The organism is Sphingobium nicotianae (assembly GCF_018603885.1).
Lineage (GTDB): Bacteria > Pseudomonadota > Alphaproteobacteria > Sphingomonadales > Sphingomonadaceae > Sphingobium > Sphingobium nicotianae.
This window is the reverse complement of the sequence record NZ_JAHGAW010000010.1, coordinates 90,391-113,730: the sequence shown is the minus strand read 5'-3', so window position 1 is coordinate 113,730 and position 23,340 is coordinate 90,391. Positions and strand designations below refer to the sequence as shown.

Annotated in this window: 20 protein-coding genes and 1 riboswitch; of the genes, 12 read left to right on the top strand and 8 right to left on the bottom strand. The window is 65.6% G+C overall.

Going from position 1 to position 23,340, the window contains the following annotated elements:
- Positions 1-72: 72 nt before the first annotated feature.
- Positions 73-1,476, top strand: coding sequence for an MFS transporter (locus KK488_RS15410; RefSeq protein ID WP_214624594.1), 1,404 nt, complete (start codon positions 73-75; stop codon positions 1,474-1,476).
- 31 nt (positions 1,477-1,507) lie between these two features.
- On the opposite strand, the gene KK488_RS15405 is transcribed toward KK488_RS15410, so the two are convergent.
- A complete protein-coding gene (locus KK488_RS15405; protein ID WP_214624593.1) occupies positions 1,508-2,194 on the bottom strand; it encodes a hypothetical protein in 687 nt (228 codons plus the stop codon).
- Between the two features lie 261 nt (positions 2,195-2,455).
- Between KK488_RS15405 and KK488_RS15400 the strand changes: the two genes are divergently transcribed.
- Genes KK488_RS15400 through KK488_RS15390 form a run of 3 tightly spaced genes read left to right on the top strand, consistent with a single transcriptional unit; the run spans position 2,456 to position 5,386 of the window.
- Complete coding sequence (locus KK488_RS15400) at positions 2,456-2,947, top strand: cupin domain-containing protein (protein WP_214624592.1); 492 nt, start codon at positions 2,456-2,458, stop codon at positions 2,945-2,947.
- A gap of 20 nt (positions 2,948-2,967) precedes the next feature.
- Entirely contained in the window at positions 2,968-3,948 is a 981-nt protein-coding gene (locus tag KK488_RS15395) for a hydroxyquinol 1,2-dioxygenase (RefSeq protein ID WP_250890538.1), read from the top strand.
- 16 nt (positions 3,949-3,964) lie between these two features.
- Complete coding sequence (locus KK488_RS15390; RefSeq protein WP_432653855.1) at positions 3,965-5,386, top strand: aldehyde dehydrogenase family protein; 1,422 nt, start codon at positions 3,965-3,967, stop codon at positions 5,384-5,386.
- A 36-nt stretch (positions 5,387-5,422) separates the two neighbouring features.
- Here the strand turns inward: KK488_RS15390 and KK488_RS15385 are convergent, their stop codons facing one another.
- The 7 genes from KK488_RS15385 to KK488_RS15355 form a co-directional block, all read right to left on the bottom strand.
- Complete coding sequence (locus KK488_RS15385; protein ID WP_214624589.1) at positions 5,423-5,857, bottom strand: VOC family protein; 435 nt, start codon at positions 5,855-5,857, stop codon at positions 5,423-5,425.
- A gap of 152 nt (positions 5,858-6,009) precedes the next feature.
- Positions 6,010-6,822 carry a TorF family putative porin gene (locus KK488_RS15380; RefSeq protein WP_250890508.1) on the bottom strand — a complete coding sequence of 271 codons (813 nt, stop codon included), beginning with the start codon at positions 6,820-6,822 and terminating at the stop codon, positions 6,010-6,012.
- Positions 6,823-7,028: 206 nt separating this feature from the next.
- A complete protein-coding gene (locus tag KK488_RS15375) occupies positions 7,029-8,555 on the bottom strand; it encodes a SulP family inorganic anion transporter (RefSeq protein WP_214624587.1) in 1,527 nt (508 codons plus the stop codon).
- The gene (locus tag KK488_RS15370; protein ID WP_214624586.1) at positions 8,552-9,247 is read right to left on the bottom strand and encodes a carbonic anhydrase; all 696 of its coding nucleotides are present in this window, start codon (positions 9,245-9,247) and stop codon (positions 8,552-8,554) included. The genes KK488_RS15375 and KK488_RS15370 overlap by 4 nt, the downstream gene beginning before the upstream one ends.
- A gap of 109 nt (positions 9,248-9,356) precedes the next feature.
- Positions 9,357-10,667 carry an ATP-binding protein gene (locus KK488_RS15365; protein WP_214624585.1) on the bottom strand — a complete coding sequence of 437 codons (1,311 nt, stop codon included), beginning with the start codon at positions 10,665-10,667 and terminating at the stop codon, positions 9,357-9,359.
- Complete coding sequence (locus KK488_RS15360; protein WP_214624584.1) at positions 10,667-11,377, bottom strand: response regulator transcription factor; 711 nt, start codon at positions 11,375-11,377, stop codon at positions 10,667-10,669. The genes KK488_RS15365 and KK488_RS15360 overlap by 1 nt, the downstream gene beginning before the upstream one ends.
- A gap of 255 nt (positions 11,378-11,632) precedes the next feature.
- Entirely contained in the window at positions 11,633-11,899 is a 267-nt protein-coding gene (locus tag KK488_RS15355) for a hypothetical protein (protein WP_214624583.1), read from the bottom strand.
- A 360-nt stretch (positions 11,900-12,259) separates the two neighbouring features.
- Positions 12,260-12,340, top strand: a riboswitch (cyclic di-GMP riboswitch).
- 282 nt (positions 12,341-12,622) lie between these two features.
- Here KK488_RS15355 and KK488_RS15350 point away from each other — a divergent pair.
- From KK488_RS15350 to KK488_RS15315, 8 genes are all read left to right on the top strand, one after another.
- Positions 12,623-13,147, top strand: a complete 525-nt coding sequence (locus KK488_RS15350) for a DUF4402 domain-containing protein (protein WP_214624582.1) — start codon at positions 12,623-12,625, stop codon at positions 13,145-13,147.
- A gap of 144 nt (positions 13,148-13,291) precedes the next feature.
- On the top strand, positions 13,292-13,669 hold the full coding sequence (locus KK488_RS15345; protein ID WP_214624581.1) for a hypothetical protein: 378 nt from the start codon (positions 13,292-13,294) through the stop codon (positions 13,667-13,669).
- Between the two features lie 32 nt (positions 13,670-13,701).
- Positions 13,702-14,649, top strand: a complete 948-nt coding sequence (locus KK488_RS15340; RefSeq protein ID WP_214624580.1) for a fimbrial biogenesis chaperone — start codon at positions 13,702-13,704, stop codon at positions 14,647-14,649.
- A gap of 138 nt (positions 14,650-14,787) precedes the next feature.
- A complete protein-coding gene (locus tag KK488_RS15335; protein ID WP_214624579.1) occupies positions 14,788-17,364 on the top strand; it encodes a hypothetical protein in 2,577 nt (858 codons plus the stop codon).
- Positions 17,361-18,350 carry a DUF4402 domain-containing protein gene (locus tag KK488_RS15330; RefSeq protein ID WP_214624578.1) on the top strand — a complete coding sequence of 330 codons (990 nt, stop codon included), beginning with the start codon at positions 17,361-17,363 and terminating at the stop codon, positions 18,348-18,350. The genes KK488_RS15335 and KK488_RS15330 overlap by 4 nt, the downstream gene beginning before the upstream one ends.
- 190 nt (positions 18,351-18,540) lie before the next feature.
- Positions 18,541-19,101 carry an RNA polymerase sigma factor gene (locus KK488_RS15325; protein WP_214624577.1) on the top strand — a complete coding sequence of 187 codons (561 nt, stop codon included), beginning with the start codon at positions 18,541-18,543 and terminating at the stop codon, positions 19,099-19,101.
- A gap of 92 nt (positions 19,102-19,193) precedes the next feature.
- Positions 19,194-20,147 (top strand): FecR family protein, encoded by a 954-nt coding sequence (locus tag KK488_RS15320; protein ID WP_214624576.1) that lies wholly within the window; start codon positions 19,194-19,196, stop codon positions 20,145-20,147.
- Between the two features lie 108 nt (positions 20,148-20,255).
- Positions 20,256-23,297 carry a TonB-dependent receptor gene (locus KK488_RS15315; protein WP_214624575.1) on the top strand — a complete coding sequence of 1,014 codons (3,042 nt, stop codon included), beginning with the start codon at positions 20,256-20,258 and terminating at the stop codon, positions 23,295-23,297.
- The last annotated feature ends 43 nt before the right edge of the window (positions 23,298-23,340 follow it).

Sequence of the window (23,340 nt, the reverse complement as noted above, 5' to 3'; positions counted from 1 at the left end):
TGAGGTGGGGGCGGCTTCGGCCGCCCCCATTTGCGCGCAGCCCGACCGGGCGACAGGATGATGAGTGAAAGCATGACGACGATTCCTGTCGAGGCCGATGCGCCGGGCAGCCCTTCATCGCGCCCCGGGCGCAAGCTCGTCTATGGCTGGGGCGCGGTGCTGCTGGTCTGCGGGATCACGATCTTCGGCCAGCTCGATCGCGGGATCATGGCCTTGCTGGTCGAGCCGATCAAAGCCGACACGAGGTTTACCGATACCCAGATCAGCCTGCTGCTCGGGCTTGCCTATTCGATGACCTATATGTGCGCAGGCCTGCCGATGGCCCGCGTGGCCGATACGGGGAAGCGGGTGCTGCTGCTGCTGCTGGCTCTCATCGTGTGGAGCAGCGGAACATTGTTCTGCGGGATTTCGCAGAATTTCTGGCAGTTCTTCGTCGCGCGCGGCGTTGTCGGGGCGGGGGAGGCGGTCAAGGGACCGACGACCACTTCGCTGATCACGGATCAGGTGCCGCGCGAGGCGCTGACGCGGGCGATGGGTATCTACAATCTGGCGGTGCAATTCGGAGAGTCGCTGGCGCTGATCATCGGCGGCCTGCTGATCGCGTTCGTCGCGACGCTGCCGATCTATCATGTGCCGGTTATCGGTGAGCTGCATTCCTGGCGGCTGGTCTATCTGATCTTCGCCGTTCCGGGCATCGCCTATGCCCTGATCTTCATGGCGACCGTGGGCGAACCGCAACGCCGGGGCCGCAAGTTCCGGAAGGCCGCACCGATCAGGGAAGTCGTGCGCTTTCTCACGCGTGGCAAGGAGGGGCGCGTTGCGATCCCCTATTTCGTGAGCCTATGCCTGAGCAGCGTGTTCCTGCTCGGCGCGGGTGCGTGGCGTCCGTCTTTTTATGAGCGCACCTATCATGTCAGCCCGGCGGTGTTCGGCCCCTTCACCGGCACCGCGATGCTGATCACCGCGCCGATCGGCGTCATCATCGGCACCTGGATCTACGAGCGACTGTCGAAGCGATATGACGACGCCAATGTGCGCATGGTGATCGTGCTCGACGCGATCATGATCCCGTTCGGCATTGCCGGGCCGCTGATGCCCAACTTCACCCTGGCGATCGCGAGCTCCGTGTTTGCGAACCTGATCCTGATGATGGGGTCACCGGCCCGCTCGACGATCATGCAGCTGATCACGCCCAACGAGATGCGTGCGCAGGTCAATGCGGTGATGATGTTCACGATCGGTGTGGTCGGGGGGATCGGACCCACCGTGATCGCGTTGATCACCGATCATGTGTTCGGTGATGAATCGATGTTGCGCTATTCGCTCATGATCGGCGCGGCCATCTGCTACCCCCTCACGGTCGCGATGTTCCTGATTGCGCGCAAGCCATTTGGCGAGTTGAACCGCAAGGCGCGCGAGGAAGAAGCCGCGATGCTCGCCCAGCCTGCGGGAGAGGCGTCAACCCCCGCCGTCTGACGAGCTGTGGGCGAGTGGGGAGGGAGCAGCGTCAGGCCCGCCGGGTGCAGCGGAAGGTCTTGTATTTGCCGACCTGACACATGAAGCCGCCGAGCGCCGACTTCTCGATCGTGAACGGCGTCCCGGTGCGGGGCGGCAGGCCGATATCCTTCAGTTCCGACTGCTGCCAGATCTGCCCTTCCGCCGTGACGAAGATCATCAGCCGGTTGCCGGGATCGAACGCCTTGGCAATGCTTGTCGCGATGCCGTCCACTGTTTTGGCCGGCGCTGTCGGCTGTGGCGGCGGGGGAGGGGCCGGCGCGGCCGTGACAGGGGCCGCCGCGACGACTGGAGGCTGGACCGGTGCCGACACGACAGGCGCGTCAGGCGCAACCTGCGCCGGCGCACTGACAGGCGGTGCCGCGGCAGGCTGCGCGGCGGCCGTTCCCTTGACAGCTGCAGTCTCCCGCTGTGTGCGGGTCAGACCGAACGTCTCGCGGTTCTCGGCCACGGCCGCCTCACTCCGCTTTTCCGCGCTGGCCAACACGCCCGCGCGTTCGAGCACGGCATCCATGCAGCTATGTCGATCCTTGTCCCGGACGAGGGCGCCGCAGCGCTCGATCTCTGCCCAGTTGGACGCGGCGTCCCGGGCCTGCGCCATTGCCGGGGTCCAGGCGATCATGGCGACAATGCACGCGCTCGTGCACATCGTCGAACCGGTCAGCAAGCGCTCGATCATGACCCTCTCCGCGCCCCCGCATGAAGCTGCGGACGGCAATAATCGAGCAGAGTAACGATGGCGCGGTCGCGGTCAACCGGAACCGATTTTGGGCCATGCGCGGGCTGCTGGGCGCTATCAGCCGCCGGGGCGTGCCACGGGCTCAGGGAGCGACCGTCACCCGACGACGGGCGATCGAAAAGCCGTTTTGACTTTCTCCGAAGCGAGGCGCAACATTCCGGCGCACGGTGACAGCCGGCGGACAGGAGAGAGGGGATCGCGATGGTCTATCGCACGCATGTCGGGACGCTCGATTCCTATGAGAAGGGTCTGATCGAGCTCGACGACGACCTGCAGAAATACGCCTTTTCCAATATTTTCGAGGTAGCCGGCGCCGCCAGCCCGTTCGAGCGCGTCGCGGTGGTGCAGAATCTCGACTATGTCGCCGAGGTGATGCGCGTCGAGGGGGACTCGCCCTGGTACGCCGCGCCGCATGACGAATTCGCGCTGGTGATGGACGGTGAGGTCAGCTTCAACTTCATCAAGCTGGCCGATGGCCAGCGGCCCAGCCACGAGGGCGGGGCGGTTCAGCTGGGCGCCAAGCCCAACGGCCCGGCAATGGGTCGCGTCACGGCGCGGCGCGGCCATCAGGTGCTGCTGCCCGAGGGCGCGGCCTATCAGCTGGTGTCGAGCAAACCCGCCGTCGCGATCATCCAGACGGTCGACGGCCCGGTGACGATCAAGCGCTGGTCGGAAATCTGCACGCTGCGATAGGGAGAGGATCGATGGACGTGATGGACGCAGGAATCGAGAAAATCGGCACCGATCCAGATACGGGCTATACCAGCTTCAGACTCGGCAGCTTCACGTTCCGCCGGGACGAATATTTCGCCCACATCACCTGGCCCAGGGGCAGCCACATCATCGAGATCGACCGCTTCCTGCGCGCAATGGTACGCGATATCGGCTGGGGCTTCTTCTACGGCTGGATCTTCTTCGACGACATATTCGGCACCACCAATCATTACGGCACGGTGGACATTTTCGCGGGCTCCTATGACCGGGGCTGCAAGGAAGCCGGCATCGACCTGCTCGAGACCTTCCCGGCGGAGACGGTGGCGCATGCTTTCGAGACGATCTCGCGCGACTGGATCAGCGAAGGCTATGATCCCCTGAACGCCCCGCTGGAGACCGGATCGCCGATGGGCCCCAAGGGCAAGGAGCGGACCGACCCGCTGCTGCGCGCCTTCATCGCCGCCGACCGCATGCTGGGTCTGGAGGGCGACAAGAGCGTGCGATCCGACGCGACCGGTCATCCGATCAACCGCGCCTTTGCCGACATGAACTTCGATGCGCCCGAGATCGTCTGCGAGCCGGGCTTCGAGGGGCAACTCCATGCGATCAACCTCTTCGAGCATATCGCCCGCTCGGACGTGACCTGGAACCCGTCGATCAGCGCGGTCACGCGCGCCAACATCTGCTGCGTGACGTCCGAGGAGCATATGCTGCCGGTGATCCACGGCAACGACCGCAACGAGTGGTTCATTCAGCTCTCCGACGAGATCCACTGGAACATCGCCGACAAGAATACGGGCGCGCCGCGCGGCCGGGTGGTGATGAAGGCGGGAGATGTCTGCGCGATGCCGGCCGACATTCGGCATCAGGGCTTCTCGCCGAAACGATCGATGCTCATGGTGCTGGAAAACGGGACACCCGGCCTGGAAACGCGCTATGCCTCGGGTGACCTCAAACCATATCCGGTCGATTTCGGCTGAAGGATTTCCAATGTCCATGAATGACGACATGCGCTTCTACGTGGATGGAGCGTGGCTGGATCGTGCGGATGCGCCGCGAATTCCCGTCTATAATCCGGCTACGGAAGAGGTGATCGGCCATGTCGCGGCGGGTTCGGCAACGGATGTCGATCTCGCCGTCGCAGCCGCGCGGCGCGCCTTTGGCAGCTTCTCGAACAACTCGGTGGCGGACCGGCTCGCGCTGCTGACGCGCATCAGGGAGCTGCTGGAAGCGCGGACCGAGGCATTCGCGCAGGCGATCGTCGCGGAGATGGGCGCGGCGATCAGCTTCGCGCGCGCCGGTCAGGTTTTTTACGGCATCGAGCATGTGCGCGCGGCGATCGAGGTGCTGGGCGACTTTCAGTTCGAGACGCGGATGGGCGACATCACCGTCCGGAAAGAGCCGATCGGCGTCTGCGGGCTGATCACGCCCTGGAACTGGCCGCTCTATCAGATCACCGCCAAAGTCGCGCCGGCCATCGCTGCGGGATGCACGGTGGTGCTGAAACCCAGCGAGCTTTCGCCGTTCAGCGCTTTGCTGTTCGCGCAGGTGATGCATGATGCCGGGACGCCGGCCGGGGTGTTCAATCTCGTCAACGGCAGTGGCGACGAAGTGGGCGCGGCCATCTCCGCCCATCCGGACATCGACATGGTCTCGTTCACCGGCTCGACGCGCGCGGGCATACAGGTGGCGCAGGCCGCCGCCCCGACGATCAAGCGCGTGGTGCAGGAACTGGGCGGCAAGTCCCCCAATGTGTTCCTGGAAGACGCGGATTTCGCGAGCGCCGTCCCGAAGGGCGTGCTCGGCGCGATGCGCAATGTCGGCCAGTCCTGCACCGCGCCGACCCGAATGTTGGTGCCGGCCGCGCGCCTTGCTGACGTGGAGGCGCTGGCCGCCGAGGCCGCCAACGGGATCATCGTCGCCCATCCGCTCGACGAGAGCGCCTTCATCGGTCCGCTCGCCAATGCGGCGCAGTTCGCGAAGGTGCAGGCACTCATCCAGTCGGGCATTGACCAGGGCGCCAAGCTGATCTGCGGGGGCCTCGGCCTGCCGCCGGGCCTCAATCGAGGCTATTTCGCGCGGCCGACCATCTTCTCCGAAGTGACGCCGGACATGCGGATCGCGCAGGAGGAGATTTTCGGGCCGGTGGTCGTCCTCATGCCCTATGAGAATGAGGACGACGCGATCCGCATCGCCAACGCGACCGTCTATGGCCTGAGCTCGCATGTCCAGTCGGCCAATCTGGAGAGCGCCCGGCGGGTGGCCCGGCAGATTCGCGCCGGTCAGGTGCATATCAATTATCCCGCCTGGTCGCGCCACGCGCCGTTCGGCGGTTACCGGCAATCCGGCAATGGTCGGGAATATGGCCTGTACGGCATGGAAGAATATCTCGAGGTGAAGGCTCTCCTCGGATATTGACCGGCCGCAACGGCTCCGGCGTCGGGCTCTGGATCCCTATTTCGGCGCGGGTTCGGGCTTTGGCTCCCATAGTTCGATCTTGGTTCCGTCGGGGTCGATGATCCAGGCGAACTTGCCACTGGGATCGCTGTCATCGCGCTTGAGCACGGCGACGCCTTTTGCCTTCAGGCGATCGAGAAAAGCGGAGAGATCGTCGACCGCGAAGTTGAGCATGAACTCGCGCGTCGACGGGTTCATGTAGCCGGAGGTCTCGCGGAAAGCATTCACGATCACCGCGGGCGGGTGTCCGGGGGCGTCATACGTCATGGCCGCGCCGCCCCATGCCTCGATCTTTATCCCCAGCACATCGCGATACCAGGCCATCAGAGCCTTGGGATCCTTGCTCTTGAAGAAGATGCCGCCCACGCCGGTAATCCGCCCGGTAGGTTCGGCGGCGTGGGCAGCGGGCGCGAGCAGCAGGCAAAGAGCCATGGCTGACAAGAGCGCGTCTCTGTTCGTCATGGCATGCCCTCCGGATGATACCGGCTGCGGATACCAGAGATTAGGCACCGCTCCAACGGCCGCTCATCTTGCGGCGCGGGGACGGAAGGGCGTGCCGGTCGCCGCCGACACGCCCCGCTTCGTCAGAAAGCCGCGGTGATCGAGGCGACGACCTTGGGGCCGGCGATGGTCGAACCGTCCTTGGTGTTGCCGAGGTTCGGCAGGAGATATTGGCGATCGGCATTCGAGATGCTGGTGTCGACATAGGCGACGCCCAGCGTGACGGGGCCGGCGACGAGATCCGCGCCGAGCATCCAGTCCCAATATGTGCCGGTCGGCGCGACGCTGGTGCCGTTGGGGCCGAGGCCGGGATTGCCGTCCGAATAGCCGAGATGGGCCTTGAGCGTCACCGGCGTGCCGGGCACGCCGCTCGAGAGATCGCCCCAGAGATAGAGATTATCCTCTTTGTCGCCGATGGCGCTTTGCGGGGTGTTGCTCCAGTTGCCGAGCGCTTCCTGCGCCGGGGCATAGGCGACGCCGATGAGGCCGGAGACTGGACCCAGCGTGGTGCTCAGCTTGGCATAAGGCTCGGCGAAGTCGGTCTTGTCCGCGCCGCCCGGATACATGTACCAGGTGAGGCCGACGTCGAGCGTCGCCGCGCCGATCGGCAACTTGTAGCCCGCATAGAGATCGAGCTCCATATTGGCACCGCCGAAGGTGCCCCAGCCGGCGAGGTTGGAGGCCCAGGCGCCGGCATAGAGGCCGCTGTCATGGCTGACCGACATGCCAGCCTGGACCGCCATCTGCTCGTCGGTCTGCGACACGCCGCGGAACCGATAATCGCTCACCAGCGCCGCCGAACCGGAGACGGTGATCGGCGACGCATCCTCGTCCTGCGCGAGGGCAGGGGCGGCGGGCAGCGTCAGCAGCGCGGCCGCGATGACTATGTTTTTCAAGGAACAATCCCCTTTGTTTTCGGTTGGGTAATCGTTCCATCCTGCGCTCTGCAGGCCTTGCATCTCAGCGAAGCGGGGAAGCGTAGCTGGTGGTCGGTCCTGCAGAGAAGGCCAAGCTAGCGGGTCAGTTTCGCTGGAGGTTTGCCGGATCGTGACAAATCATTGCCACGATCCGGCAGGCGCACGTCGCGGGGCCGGGGTGAGCCCTAGTGCGCGGGGGGAAGGAGTCGATCGACCATCGGTTGCGGGCCGGCCATCGCCACGCTCTGGCCGCCCGCGATCCGGCGGGCGATCCATTCGCGCACCATCTCGGCGCTGGTATGGTCGATGCCGCGCAGGCGATGGACGTCGATATGAATATCGCGGCCGGTGGGCAGGCGCTCCAGCGTGCCGGTCAGACGCGTGAGGCTGACGAAGGTCGCCGAGCCGTCGAGCCGCAGGCGGCTCTCCTCCTCGGCATGATCCTCGTCGACGGCGAGCCGCAGGCTCTTGCGATGCGGAATGAGCTCGATGAGCGACAAGGCAAGGCCGACCAGCACGCCGGTCAGTAGGTCCGTCATCACCACCAGGATGAAGGTCACGGCCCAGGTCGCGGCGGGGAGCAGGCCGTAGCTCGCGAACAGGTGGCGCACGTGAGACAGGCTGACCAGCCGCCAGCCGGTGACGACGAGAATGCCGCCGAGCGCCGCCATCGGGATTTCCTTGAGCAGCCATGGGAGCAGCGCCACGAAGCCGAGGATCCAGACGCCGTGGAGGATGGTCGAGCGCCGCGACCGGGCGCCGGCCTGAACATTGGCCGAGCTGCGCACGATCACGCCGGTCATCGGCAGGGCGCCCGCGAGACCGCAGAGCAGATTGCCGATGCCCTGCGAGCGCAGCTCCTTGTTGTAGTCGGTCCGCACCCCGTCATGCATGCGATCGACCGCTGCCGCCGAGAGCAGCGTCTCGGCGCTGGCGATGAAGGCGATGGCGAGCGCCGTGACGAGCAGGGCCGGGCTGGCGAGGGGCGCCAGGAAGCCCGTCCCGGGCGCATCGATGGCGCCCATGATCGAGGCGGGGACGTCGACGCGCGCGATCTCCAGCCCGGTCAGGAAGGCAATCAGTGTCGCGAGCGTCACGCCGATGAGCGCGCCCGGAACGAGCCGCAGGCTGGCGGGACGGAATTTCTCCCAGCCGAGCATCGCGGCGATCGTGATCAGGCCGATCATCAGCGCGAACTCGGTGTTGCGCAGATCGAAGGGCGAGAGGCCGAGGACGCGACCCGGCATGGCGGCGAGATTCTCGAGGCCGCTGGAAAGCGGGCGGCTGTCGAACAGGATGTGGAACTGCCCGATGACGATCAGCGCGCCGATGCCGGCCAGCATGCCATGGACGACCGCCGGCGAAATCGACCGGAAGAAGCCGCCCATGCGCAGCGCGCCCGCGACGAGCTGGAGCAGGCCGGCGAGCACCAGCACCGGCCCGAGCGCCGACAGCCCATGATCGCGCACGAACTCGAAGACGATGACGGCAAGGCCCGCCGCCGGGCCGCTGACCTGCAGCGGCGATCCTGCAAACAGGCCGACGACGACACCGCCGATGATGCCCGTGATCAGCCCCTTCTCGGGCGGGACGCCGGACGCGATCGCGATGCCCATGCAGAGTGGCATGGCGACCAGGAAGACGACGATGGAAGCGGTCAGATCCCGCGCGATGGCGGGGCCGAAGAGGCGATCCTTAAGCGCGGCGATCATTCGGCGGCCTCGACCGTCGCATAATCCATCGCCATGCGCGGCGTCGAGGAGACGGCGACCGGGAGCGGCTGATCCTCGCGCAGAGCGAGGAACCGGCCGGTATCGCCATCGAGGCCGAGCACCTGGCCGGCATGGATATCAACGAACCAGCCGTGCAGCGCCATCTCGCCGCGCACGATCGCGGCGGCGACGGCCGGGTGCGTGCGCAGATGCGCGATCTGCGCCACGACATTCTCCAGGCTGATCGCGCGGATGCGGTCATGCCCGTCGAGATCGGGATAACAGCTGTTGACGACATGCTGCGCAGCAGCGCTGTGACGCAGCCAGGCCGCAACATTGGGCATGCCGTCGAGCGTTTCCGGCTTGCTCAGCGCCTTCATCGCGCCGCAGTCCGAATGGCCGCATACGATGATATCGCGCACGCCGAGTGCTGCGACGGCATATTCCACGGTCGAGGAGACGCCGCCATTCTGAGTGGCGAAGGGCGGGACGATGTTGCCGGCATTGCGACAGACAAAGAGATCGCCCGGCTCCGCCTGCATAATGAGCTCGGGCACCACGCGGGAATCCGCGCAGCTGATCATCAGGGCCTTGGGGCTCTGTCCGTGCGTGGCGAGCTTGCCGTACAGGGCGCTGCTGCCGGGGAATACCGTCTTCTCGAACCTGAAGACGCGGCCGATCAGTTCGTTCATGGTCTCAAATCTCCATATCGCGGGCCGATGCCCGCGCGACGGAGGAAAGCTAGGCGCTGAAATTTGCTGCGACCGCGCTGCCGCGTAAGGAAATGTTGCTGCGCGGCGATCAGGCGCGCTGGCGCGGCAGGCGGATGACCACGCGCAGGCCGCCTTCGGGCCGGTTCGTCAATTCGAGCGTGCCGCCCTCGGCATGGACGGCGTCGTTCACGATGGCGAGGCCCAAGCCCATGCCGCTGGTGTTGCGACTGCGCGCGCCGTCGAGGCGGACGAAGGGCTGTAGGACTTCGGTCATCTGGTGTTCGGGGATGCCCGGCCCGTCATCGTCCACGCAGATCAGCACCTCTTCCTCCTCTGGCAGGATCGAGAGGCGGACATTGCCGCCATAGTGAATGGCATTGTCGATGAGGTTGGCGAGCGAGCGGCGGATTGCGACCGGGCGTACGCAGATTTGCAGGCTCGACGGCGCATGGAGATAGGCGTCATGCCCCATGTCGCGCGCCGCATCGATCAGGGTCGAGGCCATGACGGCGAGATCGACCTTCTCGGGCGGCAATTCCTGTCCCTCGCCGCCGAGATAGATTTGCAGCGAGCGGAGCAGATCGCCCATCTCGTCGATGTCGTCGCCCATCGCTTTCTGGGTCTCGGGATCCAGGGCGACGTTGCCGAGCCGCAGCTTCAGGCGCGAAAGAGGCGTGCGCAGATCATGGCCGACCGCAGCCAGCGCGCGTGTCCGGGTCGCGAGGAGCTTGTGGATGCGGGTCTGCATCAGGTTGAAGTCGTGGATGAGGTTGCGCACCTCGCCTGGCCCTTCCTCCGGCACCGGCTGCGGCTCGCGCGTGCCGACTTTCTTGGTCGCGCGCATCAGCACTTTCAGAGGCTTGAGCGTCGCGCGGACCATGAAGGCGCCGATCAGCACGAGGACCAGGGTCGGCGCGATGAGGCCGAAGATTCGTCCGAAGGTGAGCGGCCAGACCATCTTCGCCTGCGAGGTGCGGAAGGCGACCGTCGAATGATCGGCCAGCTCGAGGCTGCCGGCAATGTCGCCGCCCTGGCTGAGCGGCATGAGGTGGAGCCGCAGCTTGCTGTCGAGCAGCTCCGGCTCGCGCTCCAGTATCTGGCTGCGCAGACTGTTCAGGCGATAGGAGGCGGTGCTCGTGTCCGGATGCAGATACCAGTCGACCCGGAAGCGCGCGGTGCTCAGCTCCCGTGTCAGCCGCGGGCGGTCGGCGGGCGGCGCCTTGTCTATGACGCGGCGGACGATGACCAGATATTCGGCCATGCGGTGCGCATCGTCGTCCTGCAGGGCGAACTGGCTGGTGCGCTCGAAGAGCCATGTGTTGGCGAGAAACTCCGTCGCCAGCACGAAGGCGAGGATCAGCAGGATTCGCCCGAGCAGGCCGAAGGAGCGAAAGCGCATCAGGCGTGGGAGACGGTCGCGCTGAACATGTAGCCGATCCCGCGCACCGTCACGATCGGCGGCGATCCGCCCGCCGAGGCGAGCTTGCGGCGCAACCGGCTCACCAGCACGTCGATGCTGCGATCCGAGCTGTCGCCAAGGCGCGTGCGCGAGAGCTCGATCAGCCGCTCGCGGCCGATCACGCGCTGCGGCTGGCCGATGAAGGTGCCGAGCAGATCGAACTCGGCGCCGGTCAGGTCGACGATCGATCCCTCGGGCGAACGCAGCTCGCGCTTGGAGAAATAGACGGTCCAGCCGTCGAAGCGGACTTCATTCTTGCGCCCCTCGTTGCGGTCGGCGAGCGGCCCGCGCCGCAGCACCGCGCGGACGCGTGCAATCAGCTCGCGTGGCTGGAACGGCTTGGCGAGAAAATCGTCCGCGCCCAGTTCCAGCCCGAGGATGCGATCCTCGTCGCTGCCCTTGGCGCTGATGAAGATGATCGGCACGTCGCTCGTCCGCCGGATCTGGCGGCACAGGTCGATGCCGTTGGTGCCGGGCAGCATGATGTCGAGCACGACGAGACTGGCAGGCTGCCCGTTCTCCAGCGCGATCCATGCCTCCGGCGCCGTCGCCGCGGTGCGGACGGCATAGCCGTTCTCCTGAAGCAGGCGGGCGATGAGCGTGCGGAGGCCGGGATCGTCCTCCACCAGGACAATGGTTTGGGCAGTCATAAGGGTCGTTGATGTCTCACATGAATCGAGGGCTGGATAGGGGTTTGCGCGTGGTCCGCCAAAGCCGGACCGCGCGGACCATGATGATCGGCGCCGGTTGAGCCGACGCGTCACCCTCTCCCGTCTTTCCTCTATAATGAACCGGCCTTTGTCGAGATGCACGTGCGCTATCCATCGGACATGCGCAACGGCCGGCCATTTCCGCGGGCAGTGCCGCTTGTCGCGTCTTTGTTTAGACGCTCGCGCGGCTTGCCGTCAGCGCTGGCTGAGCCGCGCCGCCTCGACCGTCCTGGCCCGGGCGAGCGCCTCGGCCTGTTTCACGCGGGCATGTGCCTCGCAGGCGACAGCCTTGGTGGCGTCCGGATGGCACTTGCCCGGCGCGGCGCTGGATTGGGCGAGCGGCCGCATGTGGATGTGGGACTTGCCGGGCGACGAGACTGGCTCGTGCGTGGCGGACGGCGATTGCGCCAGCAGCGCCGCCGGCATGGCGATGAGGGTCGGGATCATGAGTTTCAGGAACAAGGCATATCTCCGCCTGTGGGGATGTGCCTCCGGAATGCCGGGCGAATGTTGCGCGGTCCGAGCAGAGGCGTGACAAAGTGTTGCTCGGCACGGCGATGCCATGATTGCGGCGTGGCGGGATCAGCAAGGGGCCGGACCCGGTCGCCGCCCTGGCGTCAGTCGCGCAGGTACTTTTGACTTTTGGTCCGACTCGTCTGCCTCCAGATTGGATTCGCGGCATGGTCTAATCAGTTATCCGCAGATGGGGGGGGCTGCGTTAACCATGCAGAAGGACCGAAGCGCCTGTAAAACAGTCATTTGATGCCGGCTTCGTTGACACCCTCGTTAACATTTGTTAGCTCTTTTTCGAGGTCAATCCGATCTCGATAAAGGCAAACCGTCGGCAACGGCGGGACGCAAAGCCTCCGGTCCCGGGTCACTCGGGATAGCGGGGTTACCGAAGGGTCAACGCGCATGCTCCGGCATTTTCCGGCCTCGTGTTCATCGACATGGTTTCCGGGTATCGCCCGTCCCTTTCGGAACAATCGCGCACGCGTTGCGTGCATCGCTCTCCTTGCAAGTCGGTCGTTGGCGCCGGTCCTGGGCATGCTCCGGGTCGCGCACCACGTCGCCAAAAGGAATTTCGTTCCGGTGTCTCGTTGGCGCTCGGTTGTCGCCTGCCATGTCCAATGGCCGGCGACGATCTAACGCCTTCGCGGCCAGATCATTTTGGGGGATTTCATCATGGTTCGTAGCACTGCCAAGTTTCTGACTGCTCTCGTCGGCCTGACCTTCTCTGGTCAGGCTTTCGCCCAGGCCTCCGATGCTGAAACGACAACCGCATCGGTGACGCTCGCCGCGCCGATCGCGCTTACGGAAACCGCCGCGCTGCAATTCGGCCAGGTTGCCAAGGGGACGACCGGTACCAATACCGTCACGATCAATGAAACGAACGGCAATCGTTCGATCAGCGGTGGTGGCAACGCCGCGCTGGTGACGGGGGGCACGACCGGCCGCGCCGCTTATTCCGTCACCGGTCAGGACGCGGCGACATTCTCCATCACGCTCACATCGAGCTCGATCAACCTGACTGATGGCGGCACCGGATCGCTGGCCGCGACGCTGACCCGCAGCGCCACGACCGGCACGCTGACCGGCGGTACGGCGACCTTCGGTATTGGCGGCACCCTCACCATCGACAATACGGACGCGACCGACGCCGCCGGGGCCTATTCCGGCGATTTCGAAGTCACCGTCGCCTACAACTGATCGAGCGGTGCCGGTGCCGCCTGATCCGCGGCGCCGGTGGCCCTGGGAGCCGGGATGATGACTGCATCGGCAAGGCCTTGCGCGCGTCTGCTGACGTCGCTTCTCCTTTGTCCCGCCTGGGCGGGCGCATTGGCGTCCGACCGAGTGGAAACCATCGCTTCCGTCTCCGTCGTCCGGCCTGTCAGCGTGACCGTGGTCGAGAACAAACCCTTGCAGACCTTGTTGCAGACCATCGTCATCGCGCCGGTGGGGGTAGCTTCCTCCGTGTCGACCGGGGGCTTGAATACGACTCCGACCACGGTCGGCCCGGGGGCGGGTGGGGGAGGCGGCTCGGCTGCTTCCCCCATTTCGACCGGTTCACCGACCGGAGGGAATGGTGGTTCGATCTCCGGACTGGTCGAAGGCGGCGGCTCGCTGACCGGAACCACGATCAACGGCGATGCCGTGAGCGTCAGCGTCGGAAGTGTTCCGGGCGGCTCGGCGGGCGGCGGGACGCCGGTGGTAATCGCCCAATATAACTGAACGCCGCGAGCGAGCGGCAGGGGGAAATTGAAATGGTGAAAGCCAAATCGGGGAAGCGCGGCTTCATGGCGCTGCTGCTTCTCCCCACGATGGTCGGCCCGGCGACGCTGCGTGCCCAGGCCGATGCTGTTCCGAGCGCCGTCGCTCCTGCGGCCGCGGCACCGGCCGCGAGGGTCAATCTCAACATCACGCCCAAGCGCCTGAGCTTCAGCCGCAACAGCCGCTCCGCCTCGGTCTATGTGTTCAACCAGGGCAATCGCGCGGCCACTGTCGATGTATCGATCGTCGAGCGCGTCATGCTGCCCACGGGCGAGATCAAGACGCTGGACGACGCACTGGCCAATGCGGAGGCGAAGCCGTTCGCCGAACGCCTGCGCTCCGCGCGCGGTCTTGTGGTGGCGACCCCGCGACGGATCGTGCTGGCGCCGGGCAAGGGCCAGACGGTGCGCCTGCGGGTGACGCCCCCTGCTAATGCCGATGCGCCCGAATATCGCTCGCACCTGACCGTTGCCACCGTGCCACCGCGCAACACGGGCCTCACTGCCGAGGATGCGGCGGCCCAGCGCTCCGGAGAGCTCAGCTTCCGGCTGACCGCGGTTTTTGGCCTCTCGATTCCCATCATCCTGCGCACCGGCACGCCCGACGTGCGTGCGGACATCCGCAATGTGCGGCTGGATGAGGAGACGATTTCGCCCGACGGGGTCGGTGTGCCCCGTCGCACCCCGATCCTGGCCTTCGATCTGGACCGGCTCGGCGGCAGTTCGCTGTTTGGCAACATCGAGATCCGCTCGGCAGCGGGCCGCAAGGACGTGATCGGCCTGGCGCGCGGTGTCGGCGTCTATCCAGAGATTGACAGTCGTGCAGTGCGCATACCGCTCCAGCGCCGGCCGACCGCAGGCGAAACTCTCGACGTGACGTTCGTCGATGACGATCTGACGCCGGGGCGGGTCGTCGCGAAGGCTTCGCTGACTGCGTCCTGACGAGACATGCAAGCCGCCATGGCCGCTCTCGCCGTGCTGCAAGCGACCCCGGGCGATCCACCGGCCCGATCACCCGAATCCGCTGCACAGCCACCCTCACGGCAAGCCGAACCAGACGCCGAACTGCGCGAAGATGAAATGCTTCTCTATGCTGTCAGTCTCGACCGGCTCACGCTGACGGACAGCATGATCGCCTATGGCGATCCCGCCGATCCGCTGCTCCCGGTCGGTGAACTGGCACGGTTGCTCGACCTCGATCTTACCGTCCTGCCCAGCGATCGGCGCATCACGGGCACCCTCGGCGAGGAGCGGCGCGCGGTCACGCTGGATTTCGCCGCGCCGATCACCCGCGTGGGCGGGCGGGACATCGTGCTGGCGGCGCGCGACATCGGTTTCGCGCCGACGGATGTCTTCATTCGCGCCAAGGCGCTGGAAGCGATCCTGCCGGTGCGTTTCGTCATCGACGGCGAGGCCCTGACCATCGAGGTTCAGGCGCTCGAGACACTGCCGATCCAGGCAAAGCAGGAACGAATCGGACGGCTGCAGGGCCTCAGTCGCGGTCCTCAGGAAGTGGAGAAGCCGCTGCGGATCGCCACGCCCTATCTGCCGTTCACACCACCGACCTGGGACGCGGTGGTGGAGACCGGCACCGACACGCGGCGAGACGGCGCCATGCTGCGCCGCTACGATCTGCGCTTTGCGGGTGATCTGCTCTACAGCAACGTGCAGGGCTATGTCGGGTCGGACGACCGCGGCAAGGCCACCACGGCCCGGCTGCTGTTCGAACGCCGCTCGGCGACGGGAGCATTGCCGCTGGGGGCGACGCGGATCAGCGCGGGTGACGTCTTCACGCCCGCGCTCGCGATGGGACCGCGCAGCGTTGGCGGGCGTGGCTTTTCCTTCAGCACGGCGGCGCCGGACCAGGCGAGCCAGTTCAACACCATCGATCTGCGCGGCGAGTTGCCGATCGGGTACGATGTGGAGCTTTACGTCAACGACATCCTGCGCAGCGGCCAGCGGACGCCGGTTGAGGGACGGTATGAATTTCTCGACGTGCCGCTGGTGCGCGGCGTCAATGTCATCCGCATCGTGACCTATGGTCCGCACGGGGAGCGCTCGGAAACAGTGCGCGTCGTCAATGCGGGCGGTGGTCTGCTGCGGCCGGGCCAGACGACCATCGACATGGCCCTGGTGCAGCAGGAAAGGGCCCTGATCGAGCCGGACCGACTGCGGCTCCCCGACAGCGGCGTTGGCGGCATCGGGACGCCGCGACTGGTCGTCGGCATCGCCCATGGTCTTACCGACATGATCTCGCTGATCGGTGGCGCCGGGCTTTACTCCAGCACGCGCGACGATGAGCGAGACGTGGCGACCGTGGGCCTGCGCGCCGGGCTGGGCCGTTTCGCCGTGCAAACGGACGCCGCCGCCGATCAGAAGGGCGGTCGCGCACTTGCGGCGGGTATCGCGGGGGACATGTTCGGCATTTCGACCTTCCTGCGGCATGCGGAGTATCGTGGCGGTTTCCTCGACGAAACGATCATCGGCACCGACTTTGCTCGCCCGCCGGTGCGCAAGACAATGCTCACGGCTGACATGACGCTGCCATTCTTCGGTCGCCAGTCGCTGCCGCTCTCTTTCCGGTTGCTGCGCGATGGCTTCCCCGATGGCGGCGTCGCATGGACGGGGACGGCCCGGGCCTCGACGAGCGTCGCCCACACGCTGGTGTCCACGGGCCTTGATTATCAGAGCGACGCGCGGCCCAAAGTTCCGACCCTGCAGCGCCTCACCGGCAATCTCGCTTTGTCCCGCCTGGTCAATTACAACTGGCAGTTGCGGGCGATCGCTGACTATGATCTCCTGCCCGACAGGCGGCTGCGATCGATCGGCGTTTCCGTCGACCGCAGCCTGTCGGATCGGCTGGCGATGCGGCTGGGCTATGGCCAGAGCTTCGGTGACGGCGGGTCGGGGGCCTTTCAGGGCGGCGCGGTGCTGCGCCTGCCTTTCGCCGAAATATCGCTCACCGGCGACTATGAGACGCGCAATCGGGATTGGCGCGTGGGACTGCGCATCTCGTTCGGTGCCCTGTTCGACCCCGGCCGCCGCCGCTATGTCATGACGCCGCCCGGCGTCGCGGCGGGCGCCAATGCGGCGATCCACGCCTTTATCGACAATGACGCCAACGGCCGTTTCAGCCCGGGCGACCAGCCTGCCCCAAACGTCACCGTCGAGGGCGGATTGAAAGGCATGGTCACCGGGGCCGATGGCCACGCGCTGGTAACAGGCCTTGGCATTGCGCCATCCACGCGGCTGCGGCTCGACATCAAGGATGTGGACAGTCTCTATCTGTCCGCGCCGCCGTCGCTTGTCGAGTTCGCGCCGCGTGCGGGGCAGGTGGTGGACATCCCCTATCCGCTGGTCCCGGCGGGCGAAGTCTATGCCCGTCTTTTCCTGCGCCGGGGAGACGGGGAGACCGGACTGTCCGCGCTGCGGATTCGCCTCGTGCGTGACGGCCAGGCGCCGATCATGGTCAGCACCGAGTTCGATGGGTCGGCCGTCTTTTCCCAGCTTCCACCGGGAACCTACCGGCTGGAGATCGATCCCGAGCAGGCCGGGCGGCTGCATATGCGGCTCAAGGCACCGGTCACCTTGGCTGTTGCGGCCGACAGCACGCAGGACGTCACGGCGGAAGTCATTTTTGAGGCGGAGACGCCATGAACAGCATCCTATCCTCCCTCTGCCGCCGCTCTGTCGCCTGCCTCGCCGTCTTGGCGGCGGCAGCGGCGCCGCTGCCGGCTCAAGCGCAGACGATCAGCATCACCGCCGTCGATGCGGGCGCGCCGGATCTCGGCGTCGTCATCTCGGCGGCGAGCGGCGACACGATCTTCCGGATCGCGCCGGGCGACGGCCTCGTCACCAAGCTGAGCGGAGGCGGTCTGCGCCCCGGCAGCGGCACCGCGCGGGGTCATGTCACGCTCACCTGTACGGGATCGGATTCCTGCGAATCGGCTTCGCAGACTGTGACCATCGGCGCCTCTGGCACGCTCACGGGACGGGCGCGCGCACTCACCAATTTCACCATCGCGCCCGGGTCTAATCCGCCGACGCTCGGCACGCCGAGCGGCACGAACACGATCAGCTTCACGGTCTCCAGCATCCCCCGCGACGCAAGCCGGGATTTCTATGTCGGGGCCGATTTCGGCATCGCGGCCGACGGCACGTCCGGGCTGGCCACCTCCGGCTTTCTGGTCGACGTCCCTGCGGGGGCCATCGGCGGTACGGCACAAGCAACGGTGCGGCGGCCGATCAGCCTCACCAAGACATCCGACCTGTCGTTCGGCACGATCGCCGCGCCGACGAGCGGCAGCGGCACGGTGACGTTCGACGCTGGCAGTGGCGCTCTCGAGGTAACGGGCACGGGCGCCAGAGTTCTGACCGGGAGCGGCGCCGCGCTCGCCCAATACACGGTCGCCGGCGAAAGCGGCCAGAGCTTCTCCATCGACATGACGCCGCTCGAAATGACCGGCGCCGTCACCTTGCCTGTCACGCTGAACAATGATGCGGCAGCGACGCCTTTGCTCGCCGGCTCGCCGAACGATGAAGGCAGTTACAGCTTCCGAATCGGCGGATCCTTTTCCGTCAGCCACGATACTCCCGCCGGCCTCTATTCGGGCGACTTCGTGGTGACGGTCCTCTACGACTAGCGCGGTCCTACCGTCGCGCTCGGCCGGCAGGGCACCCGCAGCGTCGCCGACACCGTCGATACGGTCCGGGCTCCGGGCCAGGCTCCGCGCTGAGCCGTCACAAAAGCGTCAAGCCAGACCGATAGTCGCCCTCCCCGACACCTTGGGGAAAATTGTGAGCTGGTCTCGTCCGATCGATATTTGGTTCTCGATGCAGGTTCTGCCGCACGAGGCGCATTATCTGCGGCAGGCGCGGCGTTGGTCCCGCAATCCGGAGGAAGCGTTCGATCTGGTGCAGGAAGCCTATCTGAAACTGCTGCAGATGGACAATTGGGCGACGATTCGCGAGCCGCGCTCCTACACGGTGACCATGATCCGCAATCTGGTGCTCCAGCGCGTGCGGCGCGATCAGGTCGTCTCGATCACGGATATTCCGGCGCTCAGCCTGGCCGAGGTGCGCGATGAGGCGCCCGGCGTCTTCGAGACGGTGGCGGCGCGCGAGGCATTGCTGGACCTTCTCGCGGATGTCGAGCGCCTGCCACCGGCCTGCCAGCGCGTGGTGCGGATGCGCAAGTTCGAGGAGCGCCCGCCACGCGAGATCGCGCTGATCCTGGGCATCAGCATCTCGACCGTCGAAACGCATCTCGCGCGCGGCATGCAGCAGCTGATGGCCTGGCAGCGCGCATCGCAAACACCCAGATCGATCGGTGGGCGATCGCCCGAAGGGACCTGCGCGCCGAATGATTCGACCGACGCGGAACTGCACGCCTAGGTGCACGTCGCCGGCTCGACATAATCCAGATAGCGGTTTTGGCCGTGCCATGTATCTTTCGGCGATATATGGGACCGGCAGTGATGAGTAGCGTGGCGAGCAAACAGGATCGGATTGACGCGGAAGCAGCCGACTGGCTGGCAGCGATCGACTGCGGCCCGGTCGATCGCCAAGCCTTCGAGCAATGGCGCTCCAGCGATCCCGCGCACGCGCTGGCCTTCATCCGCGTGTCGCAGATCGGGCGGGATCTCGATTCCCTGCGCGAGACGAGGCTGGCCGACAAGACGGCCCCGGCCAAGCAGGAACCTGTTCCAACTACAGCGAATCGCAGGCGGTTTCTGGCGCTCGGCGCGGCGGGCGTCGTCGCGGTGGCACTTGGCGGCCTGGGCTGGACATTCGCCGCAGCGGCCCATGATGCCGAGACGGCCGTCGGCGAGCGACGCCGCATCGTGATCGCCAGCGGCATCGCCATCGAGCTCAATACCGACAGCCACGTCACCTGGCGCCAGCGCGACAAGGGCTATGAGATCGATCTGCTGCGCGGCGAGATGATGCTGGAGCGCCAGCCCGGAAGTGCGCCTTGCACGCTCAATTGCGAGCAGTCGCAGATCGACCTGGCGGCGGGCGGGCGGCTGAATGCGCGATCACGGCCGCAGGAGGTCGAGCTCTCGGTGCTGGAAGGCGAAGCGCAGCTCAGGACACCCGCTTCGAACGCGATCGTGCGGGTCGCGACGCTGCGCAAGGCGCGGGTCGCAGTCGGCGCGCCGACCGCCGTGTCGGCCATATCGCCGGTCGAGGCCGGTGCCGTCTCCGCCTGGCAGCAGGGCCAGCTACACTTCAACGGCGAAAGCCTGGAAGATGCCCTGGCGGAATATAACCGCTATCTGCAGCATCCGATCGAGATCGACGATGCCTCGTTGCGCCGGATCCGGCTGGGCGGCCGCTTTTCCGCCACCGATCCTGCCGACTTTCTGAGGGCGCTGAAGCAGATTTACGGCGTCTCGGTTCATGTCGACTCGGAGCGCGTCCGCCTCACCCGGACCTGAGAAAAAATTTTGATCCGCCGTTAGTGGTTTCGCCCCGCCGACGCATCCTGCCTGTCGAACGGTCCAGCACAGGCGGCGGCCGGCATCGACAATCTTCAGGGGGACCACATGACCGTGCTTCGTCACGCCCTTTTGGGCGCCACTATTCTTGCATCTTCGCTGGTGTTGGTGTCACCGGCCGACGCGCAGGAAATGGCCGCCGCCGGGCGGCAGATGGTCGACTTCAACATTCCCGCGCAGGATCTCGGCGCCGCGCTCAACGAGCTCGGGCGGCAGGCGGGCGTCAACATCGCCTTCCCGGTCGAGACCGTGGCCGGGCGCACCAGCGCGCGCCTGCGCGGCAAGTTCACGCCCGCCGAGGCTGCGCGGCGTCTCGCCGCCGGGACCGGCCTGCGCGTGACCGAGACCGGTCGCGGCGCCCTCGTCCTCGTCCGCAACGAAAGAAGCTCGGACGCAACGCAGGACGATGGCGGGACGCCCTCCGGCGACGAGATCGTGGTGACCGGTTTTCGCGAAGGCCTGGCCACTGCGCGCGAGGTTGCTCGCAAGGCCGACAATCTGGTCGACGTGCTGTCTGCGGACGATGTCGGCAAGCTCCCCGACACCAACATTGCCGAGGCATTGCGGCGGCTGGATTCCGTCTATCTCATCCGTGATCAGGGCGAAGGCCGCTACGTGTCGATCCGGGGCGTCGATCCCATCCTCAACAATGTGACGATGAACGGCCAGACCATCGCCGTCTCGGACACGGACGGGGAATCGGGCCGCGCCGCGCCGCTCGACGTGTTGAGTTCGAGTGCCTTGTCTCGTGTCGAGATCCACAAGGTGACGCTTCCCTACATGGACGGCCAGTCGATCGGCGGCACGATCAACATCGTGACGCCCAGCGGCTTCGACTACAAGAATACCTATCTCAATCTCAGCGCGGAAGCGGGCTATAACGATTTCGGCAAGGACAACCGCATCTGGTCCGGCAATCTGGCGTTCGGCACCAAGTTCGGTGCCAACGACCAGTTCGCCATCTTCGTGAGCGGCGAATATTGGTTCAAGCAATATACCTCGCAGAGCTACACGACCTCCTCGCCGGTGACGTCGCCGGCCTATGGCGCCAAATATTATTTTCCGACCAGCGTGGTGATGGCCCAATCCATCGGCCAGAAGGAGCGCTATGGCGGCTCGGCCAACTTCGAATATCGGCCGGACGAGGACACCAGGGCGTGGGTTCGCTATTTCTTCACGCAATATAATGACGACCGCACCCGGCCGCAGATCACGCTGCGCGGTCTCCAGGGCAGGGCGGTTGCGGCGCCCGCGGTCCGCCGCCCGATCGTGAACCCGACATCGGCCACGGAGTTCGGTTATGCCGGCTATCGTGCGCAGATGGAGACCCGTTCCGAAGTGCAGCAGCGGCCGGTGCAGCAACTCGTCATTGGCGGCGAGCATCGTTTCGGCGAGCGCTGGACCCTGACGGGCGATCTCAACTACACCACCGCCAAGGAGATCAACCCCTATCAGCGCTATTTCGAGGCGATCACCGATACGCAGGGCGCGCTGCCCACCGAGGCGCCGGCGATCACCTTCGTGCTGGACAATCGCGGTCTCGCCCATCCGACGGGCTTCAACACCGCGCTCTCCAACGGCCTGACCTATACCGATCCCGCCTTCAACACGATCTATCGTCTGCGCGGCGTCACTTCCTACGTCCGGGAGAAGACCTATACCGGCAACGCGGATCTGAAGTGGGACGGCAATCTCGGTGACCGCGACCTGGAACTGCGCACCGGCTTCAAGTTCATCCTGCGCGACAAGTCGGTGGACGACACCGATTATCGCTACCAGTTTACGGGACCCAAGACGACGCTGGCCGGATTTCCCGGTCTCTATGCCCGGTTCGAGGAGGGCCGTGGCGAGTCCTATGTTCCGGTGGGTGGCCTCAACCTGCTGGCGCCGAGCCGCGACGGCTATGAAGCCTTCTTCGCCGCGCATCCGGACTATTTCACCTATGATGCAGTGGGCGCCGCGTCGAACTCGATCGAGAACGACTATCATCTGAAGGAAAATATCTACGCGGGTTATCTGATGGGCGATCTGCACATCACGCCCTCGTTCAGTTTGATCGCGGGCGCGCGCGTCGAGAAAACGGACTCGGACATATCGGCGCAGGGCTTCGTGGCGTCGGTTACCTCCAACCCCGGCATTCCCGCCGGCCGGTCGCGCCTGAAGGAAGTGCCGTTCAAGACCAGCGACATCATCGATCTCTCGCAATCGCACAGCTACACCAACGTCTTGCCGGCCGTGGTGGCACGATGGGAGCTGGCGAAGAACTGGCTGCTGCGCGGATCGGTCACGACCAACATCGGCCGCCCCGATTATACCGATCTCGCGCCCATCTCGACGATCGTGGTGAGCGAATCCTACGATGCCGCCAACAACGTCGTGAGCCTCGACGGCTCGGTCGAGATCGGCAATCCCAATCTGGAGCCATACAAGGCGCTCAACTTTGACGCCTCGCTCGATTATTATTTCCCCGATCGTTCCGGCTCGGTGACGATCGGCGGTTTCTACAAACGCGTGGACAATGCGGTGTACAGCATCGTCAACGACTATCGCGATCATGTCTTCGAGGGCGTGAAATACGACTCCTTCGTGGAGGAAACCGTCGCCAATGCCGGGCCGGGTTATATTCGCGGTATTGAGCTCAGCCTGCAGAAGGATCTGGTCGAGCTGCCCGCGCCGTTCAACGGCTTGGGCATCTATGCGAACGCCGCGTTCATCGAATCCGATGTCGAGATCGACATTCCGGGCCGAGCCAACAAACATGTGCCGTTCTTCAACCAGGCCGACCGCATCTATAACGTCCAGCTCTATTATGAGCGCGGCGGCTTCTCGGCGCGCGTGGCCTATTCCTTCCAGGGAGATGCGACCGGCAGTTCGTTCGGGGCCAACCCGGATCTCGACAACTACCGCTCGCCGCGCAAGACGGTGGATGCGCAGGTCAGCTACACCTTCAATGGCTTCCGGCTTTCGCTGACCGGCTCGAACCTGAACAATCAGGCAGCGCTCAACTATCGCAACCATGATCGCTTTTTCGTCTCCAGCTATGAGACCTACGGCCGGGAATTCCGCCTCGGCATCTCGAAGACCTGGTGAAGCAGACGGCGCCGGACAGGTCTCCCTCCTGTCCGGCGCCCGA